Annotated in this window: 9 protein-coding genes; 3 read left to right on the forward strand and 6 right to left on the reverse strand. The window is 53.8% G+C overall.

From position 1 onward, the window contains the following. Positions 1-133 precede the first annotated feature (133 nt). On the reverse strand, positions 134-1,033 hold the full coding sequence (locus PDO_RS05225) for a class I SAM-dependent methyltransferase (RefSeq protein ID WP_037072689.1): 900 nt from the start codon (positions 1,031-1,033) through the stop codon (positions 134-136). Between the two features lie 484 nt (positions 1,034-1,517). On the opposite strand from PDO_RS05225, the gene PDO_RS05230 reads away from it, so the two are divergent. The 3 genes from PDO_RS05230 to PDO_RS05235 are packed head-to-tail and all read left to right on the forward strand — an operon-like array spanning position 1,518 to position 3,662. Next, positions 1,518-2,168: a rhamnan synthesis F family protein gene (locus tag PDO_RS05230; RefSeq protein ID WP_007598779.1), complete on the forward strand. Its 651-nt coding sequence runs from the start codon at positions 1,518-1,520 to the stop codon at positions 2,166-2,168. After that, on the forward strand, positions 2,122-2,508 hold the full coding sequence (locus tag PDO_RS28915; RefSeq protein ID WP_244426354.1) for a rhamnan synthesis F family protein: 387 nt from the start codon (positions 2,122-2,124) through the stop codon (positions 2,506-2,508). The genes PDO_RS05230 and PDO_RS28915 overlap by 47 nt, the downstream gene beginning before the upstream one ends. Further along, complete coding sequence (locus PDO_RS05235; RefSeq protein ID WP_007598783.1) at positions 2,502-3,662, forward strand: glycosyltransferase family 4 protein; 1,161 nt, start codon at positions 2,502-2,504, stop codon at positions 3,660-3,662. The genes PDO_RS28915 and PDO_RS05235 overlap by 7 nt, the downstream gene beginning before the upstream one ends. Before the next feature lie 65 nt (positions 3,663-3,727). Here the strand turns inward: PDO_RS05235 and rfbA are convergent, their stop codons facing one another. The 5 genes from rfbA to PDO_RS05260 are packed head-to-tail and all read right to left on the reverse strand — an operon-like array spanning position 3,728 to position 9,053. Then, the gene (gene rfbA / locus PDO_RS05240) at positions 3,728-4,597 is read right to left on the reverse strand and encodes a glucose-1-phosphate thymidylyltransferase RfbA (RefSeq protein WP_007598787.1); all 870 of its coding nucleotides are present in this window, start codon (positions 4,595-4,597) and stop codon (positions 3,728-3,730) included. Positions 4,598-4,639: 42 nt separating this feature from the next. Further along, positions 4,640-5,527, reverse strand: coding sequence for a dTDP-4-dehydrorhamnose reductase (gene rfbD / locus PDO_RS05245; protein ID WP_007598791.1), 888 nt, complete (start codon positions 5,525-5,527; stop codon positions 4,640-4,642). Then, the gene (rfbB, locus tag PDO_RS05250; RefSeq protein ID WP_007598793.1) at positions 5,520-6,575 is read right to left on the reverse strand and encodes a dTDP-glucose 4,6-dehydratase; all 1,056 of its coding nucleotides are present in this window, start codon (positions 6,573-6,575) and stop codon (positions 5,520-5,522) included. The genes rfbD and rfbB overlap by 8 nt, the downstream gene beginning before the upstream one ends. Positions 6,576-6,609: 34 nt before the next feature. Beyond that, positions 6,610-7,167 (reverse strand): dTDP-4-dehydrorhamnose 3,5-epimerase, encoded by a 558-nt coding sequence (gene rfbC / locus PDO_RS05255; RefSeq protein ID WP_007598795.1) that lies wholly within the window; start codon positions 7,165-7,167, stop codon positions 6,610-6,612. Beyond that, positions 7,167-9,053: a hypothetical protein gene (locus tag PDO_RS05260; protein ID WP_007598797.1), complete on the reverse strand. Its 1,887-nt coding sequence runs from the start codon at positions 9,051-9,053 to the stop codon at positions 7,167-7,169. The genes rfbC and PDO_RS05260 overlap by 1 nt, the downstream gene beginning before the upstream one ends. Between the last annotated feature and the right edge of the window lie 89 nt (positions 9,054-9,142).

Genomic DNA, 9,142 nt, shown 5'->3' on the forward strand with positions numbered 1-9,142 from the left:
CGATAAGCGAGATCCCACGCCAGCTGTGCGCTGCGTGTCATCGCACGAAAAGTTTGCGTCATTGCTCGATGGGCCTTCTCATCGCCTCAGATTACGCTTCACACGCTGCTGCAGACCGCTGCGCCCCGCCGTGTTAACGTTCACTGCTAGAACGGGTTGCGTAAATAAGAATACGTGGCCCGTTACGCTGTATCTCAAAGTTCGCAACGTCGATCGAGTCGAATCCAGCCTCTCTCAACGTCGCGAGCAAATCGTCTTTAAACATCCACTTGGCGTGATCGAGCATACCAGCGAACGGCGCGTCTCGACCGGCTTCCCTGTAGTGATAGTACCGATATTCTCGCCCACCTGTTTCGTAAGTCAGGCTCTTGGCATCTTCCGGCGCGATCTGTGTGTCGAGCATGACGGCCTTGCGCACATGAGGCAAAAGCGCCTTCAAATGCCCGACAGGATCTGTAAGATGATAAAGCACACCTACATGGTGCAATACATCGCAATCAAGCGAAACATCTGCTGGCAAAGCCTCTTCCGCATCCCAGCGGAAAATATGCGGAGATGTGCCATACATAGAACACCGCACAATCGTCTTGACGACGTTCTCTATCCGGCTGTCGCAAGCAAGCACTTTCTTGGCACGCATCGCGAGCGCCGTCGTGTGGATTCCCTCGAAACAACCAATCTCGAATACGGTGAGGTCGCGTAGCGGTACCCGGCGATCAAGATCTACTATGCGTGCATCAGGCATAGCCTGCGGCACGTTGCGCTTTGTAGCGGAATGCGCAACTCCGAATTTTCGCCCTTTCCGATCCAGCACGAAGGCTGCCCATGGCAGCAGCTTATTCAAGCGCTCAAGCTCGTCATCGGGAAGATTATCCACTCCTGGGATTGCGACTTCACCTACGTCGGCCGCGTCTGCGTGCCCCGCTTGCGAGACAGCCAACGGTGGCGTCGCATCATTTACCAACTGTCGCTCGGTGGCGCGATTCGTAGAAGCGCCGCTGAAAGAACTTAGAATCTTCTTCAACACATTCATTTCCGTTTTCCTTTGGACGGTCATGTATCTCATGAGGCTCCTCGACTCAAGTGGATAACCGGCAAGGCCATTTTTTGCTCGGCATTCGGCAAATTTGAAGTGGCCCCAATCGGCCAATTGTTAGGGCAGAAACGGCGCCCTGACGCACAAAAATGTTCGTGTCTTTGGCCAACTGCGGAGCGTCAAGGCTGGGTCTGCTATATCAAGAGTGAGCGACCGCTCCCGATCGGAGGGCGCGCTCCTGATATCCCTTGACACTGGCGCGTTGCTGCCGCCAGCCCTGCGCTCACTGAAATTGGTTGTACGTACCTCCGGCATTGCAGAAGTAGCTTGATCGCTGAGCGTGGCTGAGTATATGCATCAAAACGTTGAATACGTGGACAATTGAAAGGCATCCCTACATGGATGTTTCCACGTAGCTGAATGGCCTGCAGCGACGACTTGGGTTTGTGCTGAGGATTATAAAGGGGTGCGGAGCAGCCAAATGAACAACACCCGCCACACAGATTTCACGATCTTCGCCCACGTTTACTATCCTGAGACATGGGAGGAAATGGCAAACGATCTGGACGCGGGAATCCAGCAGCCGTTCAACCTGGTTATAACCCGGCCGATCGGCTCTCGTCCGGTGGCTCGCCCTCAGAGTTCCTATCTTTGCGCCACGACCGAACTGGAGGTCGAAAACAAAGGCCGCGATATTCTACCCTTCCTCACGGCCCTGAGAAACGAAACTATGACCCCGTTCGACATCGGCCTCAAAATACACACCAAACGATCTCCGCATCGCCAAGATGGTGATGGTTGGCGCCGCTATTTGGTGGGCTCGCTGCTGCAGCCGGAAATCGAGGGACGATTGCTAGGCCACAAGTTGCTCCAGTGCGAACCAAGCATTGGCCTTGTCGCGCCTCGGGCGCATCTCTTGCCGCTCGGCGGTCGCACTTCCATGAACGAAAAATTCATGCTGAAGACACTCTGCCGCATAGAGCAGTCAGAGGATGAGAGTTCCACCGCTCTTCAGATCGGAAATGATCAGCCAAGGAAAACTCCGATCATCTATCTTGCAGAGCAGCCGGTTCCCGGCGGGAGCGATGTTCTGGTTCCGTCGCACAGGCTTGCGAAAGTTAATCAACATTGACTTTAGCGATATGTTCGTCCGTGAGAAGAGCCAACTAGACGGGACTGCCGCGCACGCCTTCGAGCGTCTGTTCGCGCTCATCGTAGAACAGCAAGGCTTGATCGCGGCAGGCATGGAAAACGTAGAGCCAATCCTCAATCGCCGAAGTGAGTTGCTGTCCCGGCAGGAACTTGTTGAAGTGATCGAAAGCAGCCTTGTGCATGATAATCCTTTCGTGCTCCCCTTGGGTGAATTCTGGCGACGTCACCCCACGCTAATGAAACTGGCTCATGGAATCTATACGGCATTACCCCAGAGCTCCATTCGACTATTGCGGCGAAGCATAGGTCGACGATGGTGAACCTGCCCCGAACACAAACTCGTATTGCCTTTATCGTAACTGAAGACTGGTTTTTCGTGTCGCATTTTCTGCCTATGCTACGCGCGGCAAAGGAAGTGGGCTTGGACGTGATCGTGGTCACGCGCGTGGGAAAACACAGGCACGTAATCGAGAACCTCGGCGCTCGAGTAGTGCCTCTCAACATTGAGAGGGGTCACCTTGGTCCAATGTCTGTCGCATCGTCTATCGGCGAAATCGCTCAAACGCTACGGACTGAGAAAATCGACATCGTCCATTGTATTGCTCTCCGCGCCGTGGTCACTGGAGGCCTCGCTGCGCTAGTCGGCGGCATAAGAGGTAAAGTTCTGGCTGTTACCGGTGGTGGACTCCTGGCTGCCGATACCGGCATAAAAGCGCGCGCTGGACGCTTTGCCATCCGAATTTTGTTTCGGTTGATAAGAAGCCGCGGTACGAACCACTTTTTGTTCGAAAATATTTCGGACCCGCCCACATTTGGCATCAAAGTCCCAAATGTGGCCGTCACTGTGGTAGGCGGAGCCGGTGTGGACCCAAATTACTACACACCGCTCCCGCCGCACCCGGGGAAAGACATCAAGATCGCGATTGTCAGTCGCATGGTATGGTCGAAGGGTGCCGACCTCGCTGTGAAAGCCGTATCAATTGCGCGCGAGCGCGGGCATGATGTGAGCCTATCACTTTTTGGCACTCCCGACCCCTCCAATCCGCGCTCACTTTCTACCGAGACACTAAATGCGTGGTCGAACCTTCCGGGCATCAATTGGAGGGGATCAATTACCGACGTACGAGAAGTATGGGCGGAGCATGACATATGTTGCATGCCGACACGCGGTGGAGAGGGCTTACCTCGCTCCATCTTGGAAGCCGCAGCTTGTGGCCGGCCAGTCCTCACGACGAACGTACCGGGCTGCCGAGACTTCGTCAGGAACGGATGTGAAGGATGGCTGGTTCCCGTCGACAACGCCGCGGCGCTTGCGGACCAAATCTGCGCCCTAGCGCTCGACAAGGAGAGCGTTCATGTCGCCGGTAATAGAGCTCGGCAACGAGTCATCCAAGGCTTCACCGAGGCAATAGTGATGGAGCAAGTGCGGGGCGTATATCGTGACATCAGTAAGGCAATTAGCGGCCCCACTTAGTGCAACGGGATGCCCAACGCCCCGCGCGCATCCCTGGTCATCAGGGTGGTTCAAAACTGCATATCTTATTTTACTTTTGCCACCTTCAACAGATATTGACCGTAGGCACTTTTCCCGAGTTCAATTGCCAATTGATATAGTTGCTCTTCACCGATAAACCCCATTCGGTAAGCGATTTCCTCTGGGCATGCGATCTTGAATCCCTGACGCTTTTCTAGCGTGCCAACAAAGTCAGCGGCCTCGCGGAGGCTGTCGGGCGTTCCAGTATCGAGCCACGCATAGCCGCGGCCCATTAGTTCTACAGCAAGCTGCCCACGCTCAAGGTAGACACGGTTAACGTCGGTAATCTCCAGCTCACCGCGCGGCGACGGTTTGAGATTGGCGGCAATGTCGATCACTTGCTCGTCGTAGAAGTAAAGGCCGGTGACGGCCCAATCGCTCTTAGGCGTGACCGGCTTTTCCTCGATCGAAAGCGCCTTCATGGCGTTATCAAACTCAACAACACCATAACGTTCTGGGTCGCTGACCTGGTATGCGAAGACTCGCGCTCCGTTTATTAGAGAAGCGCCAGAATGCAAAAGTTGCGGTAATCCGTGTCCGTGATAGATATTGTCGCCAAGTATAAGCGCCGACGGGCTCGATCCAACGAAATCAGCACCAATAATAAAAGCCTGCGCAAGACCGTCTGGCGTTGGCTGCGTCGCATACTTGATCGAAATTCCCCATTGGCTGCCATCGCCAAGCAATCGCTTGAATGCCTCGTTGTCATGCTCCGTCGTGATAATCAGAATTTCCTTAATTCCCGCCAGCATCAAGGTCGTCAGCGGGTAATAGATCATCGGCTTATCGTAAACGGGCATGAGCTGCTTTGAGACAGCTTTCGTTATTGGGTAAAGGCGTGTTCCGGAACCGCCAGCAAGGATAATGCCCTTCATTCTTTTTCCTTTGTAGGGTGATGAGCTTGAAAGCTGAAACTGCTAAAGCAGACGATCCAATACGACCTTTGCAGACTCCTTCCAATCAGGTGCGGTGATTCCGTAGGTTTGTTTCAGTTTCTCATTTGAAAGCCGCGAATTGGCAGGGCGTTTTGCTGGCGTCGGATAGTCCGCCGCTGTGATACGGCCGATAGATACGTGCTTGCCGCTGCGGGCATGCAGTCCCGAAAAGATCATCTCGGCAAAATCCGCCCAGGTGGCCTCACCGCCACCCGTCAGATGAAAGACGCCCCGCAATTTCGGATCCAGGTCAGTGGAAAGGCGCCTAGCTACAGAGATTACTGCATCGGCTATGTCAAGCGCGCTCGTCGGCGTACCAAACTGGTCGGCTACAACATTCACCGAATCACGAGTCTCTGCTAGGCGCAACATTGTCTTCATGAAATTGGCGCCAAAGGGTGAATAGACCCAGGCGGTGCGCAATATTGCATGGTTGGGATTTGCTGCGGCGACGCCAAGCTCGCCAGCAAGTTTGGATCGGCCATACGCCGATACTGGGCCGGTCTCATCCGCTTCATTGTAGAAACCATCCTTGTCGCCCGTAAAAACGTAGTCAGTTGAGAGATGTACAATTGGGATGCCTAGTTCGTTCGCGACTTCCGCGACCGTCGTCGGTCCATGCGCGTTGACGGCAAAAGCCAGTGCCTCCTCGCTTTCTGCCTTATCGACAGCGGTGTAAGCCGCTGCCGAAACTATCGCGTCCGGCTTGATTTTCAAAAGGGATGCACGGATCGATTTATGATCGATAAGGTCAAGTTCCGGCCGCCCCACAGCGATGATCTCGGCACCGGATAACGCCCCGCGTTCCACTAGTGACGAGACTACCTGTCCCTGCTTCCCCGTAACTGCGATGCGGAGCCAATCACGCATCTTTAAGCGTCCCAAGCCGCGTCCCGGAATAAACACTCTTCCTGAGTGGCTGCCACCACCACTCATTCTCGAGGTACCAACGAACGGTGCGTTCGATGCCACTGTCGAAACTCTCCTGTGCTCTCCAGCCTAGCTCCGATTCCAGCTTGGTTGCATCGATGGCATATCGTGCGTCGTGACCTGGACGATCGGCCACATAAGCTATGAGGTCACTGTGAGGATTCTCCCTGGGACGCAATTCGTCCATTAAAGAGCAAATTCGACGAACCACATCGATATTGCGTCGCTCATTCCGACCCCCAACATTGTATTTTTCACCAAGCTTACCGCGCGAGGCAATTAGATCTAGGGCCCTGACGTGATCTTCGACATACAGCCAGTCCCGGACGTTGACACCCTGACCATAGACCGGCAGTGGCTTTCCATCTAATGCGTTTAGAATGATCAGTGGAATAAGCTTTTCTGGAAAATGAAATGGCCCATAGTTGTTAGAACAGTTTGAAACGATGACCGGTAGACCGTAGGTACGATACCACGCGACGGCAAGGTGATCACTTGCTGCTTTGGACGCTGAGTAAGGAGATGACGGATCATAAGCTGTCACTTCCTGAAACAACCCTTCCGCACCGAGAGAACCATAGACCTCGTCGGTTGAGACATGAAGAAAGCGAAACGCCTCTCTGCGAGCTGAAGGTAATTCGTTCCAATAGTGCCGAGCCGACTCTAACAGACTAAATGTTCCCATAACATTGGTTTGAACAAAGTCGCTGGCGCCGCTGATTGACCGATCGACATGACTTTCGGCTGCAAGATGCATAATCCGATCGGGCATGAAAGTGTTAATCGCCCACGACATTTTGGGGAGATCACAAATATCCGCCTGGAGGAAACTATAGTTCGACGCGCCTTCGATTTCTTTCAGCGACTCGAGGTTGCCTGCATAGGTTAACTTGTCGACGTTCAGAACTTCCGCGCCGACGTTTTTGACCAAGTGGCGAACAAGGGCCGAGCCTATAAAGCCTGCCCCGCCAGTGACGAGAATACGCATGTTCTACTCCGGTTACCACCCTCAGGGCCGATGGTCAGTATGAAAAGGAGGACGACAATTCGGCCAGCCGCGGCTGCATCTTATCCTTGTCTGACAGGACTGCACTGTCGAGAGGGAGCGGCCATTGGATCCCGATATCCGGATCGCTCCACAGCAAGCCGCGATCGCTCGTGGCGTCATAAGGTGCTGTAACCTTGTAGGAAATGATGCAGTTGGGTACGAGCGTGGCAAAGCCATGGGCGAAACCCGCCGGTATCCACAACTGCTCGCCGTTTTCCATCGAGAGTTCCGTACCGTACCACTTACCGTAGGTGGGTGAACCAATACGGATATCGACAGCTACGTCGAAAATTCTGCCGGCAATGCAACGAACTAGCTTGCCCTGTGCAAATGGATGGAGCTGGAAGTGGAGACCACGAACTGTACCGACCGCCGCAGAAAGAGATTCATTCTCCTGCACAAAAGTAGTATCCAACACATTTTGGCGAAACCAACCGTCCTTGAATACTTCAGAAAAATATCCACGATGATCGCCTAATCTTGCTGGGATAATTTTGGCCAATCCAGCTATCGGCAAAGTCTCAATCTTCATCAGTCACCTGTCAGCTTCTCAAGATCCGTTCTAGATTGCTGACTTTGGTTTGCAAGAGCCATTTCGTGAACGTCCAAGACATTGTCATCCCAACCATCCGCCGAATTCGCTCGAGTAGACTTTCGCGTATTGGCCAACAGGAAATGATTGAATAACAAGTCAGTGAAGGAACTGGCCGTTCCGGCGTTAAGCACTTGCGCCGTTTCGCTTACGGGTAGCGAGCGAGCCAAAATGCCGGTGCCATCTGCACCCGTTCCCAGTACGAATGCCCGTACGCCCCTCTCCACGGCAATATTGTTTACAGCGTCCGTCAATAGGTCTGTACCGTGTCCATGTCCGTCAGTTGTCAGGATGCAGTTTACTGTACGCAGAATACGGTCATCGCCGGAAAATATGGCCTTCTCGTCGAGCGCATACGGAATTATCTGTCGCTCGATTAGGGCGCGCGTTGATGCCGCAAGCGCATTCGGCGTCACTAGGACACGAAGAAGCACATCTCGCCGGTTACGCAGTACGTCAATTACAGACATCAAGAGCTCGAAACTCTCCGGGGCATCGAGCAAGACAGCGACCTCTCCGGCGGCGGGTATACTAGCATAGCCCGGGCGGGGCCTTGTCGTCGGCTTGCAAATGAGGGCTGCCCAGGCCTCGCCGATTGCCTTTGCCGAATAATTTTCTTCCAATATTGGACTAGCCGCGGCGATAGCTGCCTCGCGCTCAGCGTTGCCTTGCGGCCCAAGGAAGCGGCGCAAACCGGCCTCCCAGTCATCGAATGCCACCACGCCCTCGAGTGGTTCCATCGAAGAAAGACGGGTTGTAACCACAGGCACGCCATATTCAAGGGCAAGCACGGCTCTGTTCGCTGACTTTGTTAAAGAAAACGCATCCATGCCAAAGGGCAGCAAACACACGTCGGCATCTTTAAGCTTTTCAAAAACTGTATTCTCGGACCATTCCACGTAACGTGTTGGCACGCCGATTTGGGAAATCGCGTTATCAAATAATAGCCTTTTATTGGAGATCACAGTCAACTCAAGTGGGATATCGCGGCACACTGCTTCGAGAGCCGGAGCTGCAAGCATCAAAGCCAACATACCGAAATCGCTGTGCGGTGCCCCAAAATTTCCGAACCACAGAACGGACTTTGGTCGTACATGGGGAACTGGATTTACTCGTTCGGCAACGACTTCAGCGCTCAAACCAGACGCCGAACTTATCCTTGGTTGCGTACCCTGCGAACGGGCAACAGCGGTAAGGCGCATCCAATTCAGCCGGTAGGCCGTTGAGATTTTACCTTTGAGGACCGCCATGGCAGCCGGACGATCGCGGATCAAAAACAGACCAAAACGTGCCACACGTTCGACGATATTAAGGGACCGTTTCACGGGCGCTGATACGGACTGCTTCTGGAGTTGCGCGGCGGCCGCGATGCTCTCTTCAGTTTCGATCTGATCCGGGATAACGACGAAGGGCAATCCGGGCCTCACCAAAGGCTTCAACGCCTCGACAAGTGCCGGGCTTGGAACAACGATCGCGTCCGCAAATGCCCCAATCCCAGCCAAGCGAAGTGCCGGGTGAAAATCCGGCGACATAGGATAGTTCGCCACAACCACGTTGTCGCAAAGATCAATCAAAACTTTGACGCCCTGATCTTTGGCCAAGCCCGCCAATTTGAGGCTTTCGCTATCCAGGAGCTTAACAAAAACGATTGCGTCGATCTCCTTTAGGAGCGGGAGAACTTCGCTCGAAGTTCTAAAGAATACACTGTCGATATGATGGTCACGCAGCGCAAACGCAGGGTAGAAGCAGCGATATCGCGTGCTCGCCACCAAGTAGCTGAGCTGCGGGCTGACCCAGGCAACACGAGTACGGCGGAGATCTTTCATTAATATCTCTTTACGCGGAAGAAATCGGAATCAACTGACCACAGACCTTATGGGCGTACAACATCATTCTACAACTCTGACGCATCACT

This window comes from Rhizobium sp. PDO1-076 (assembly GCF_000247475.1).
Taxonomy (GTDB): Bacteria; Pseudomonadota; Alphaproteobacteria; order Rhizobiales; family Rhizobiaceae; genus Allorhizobium.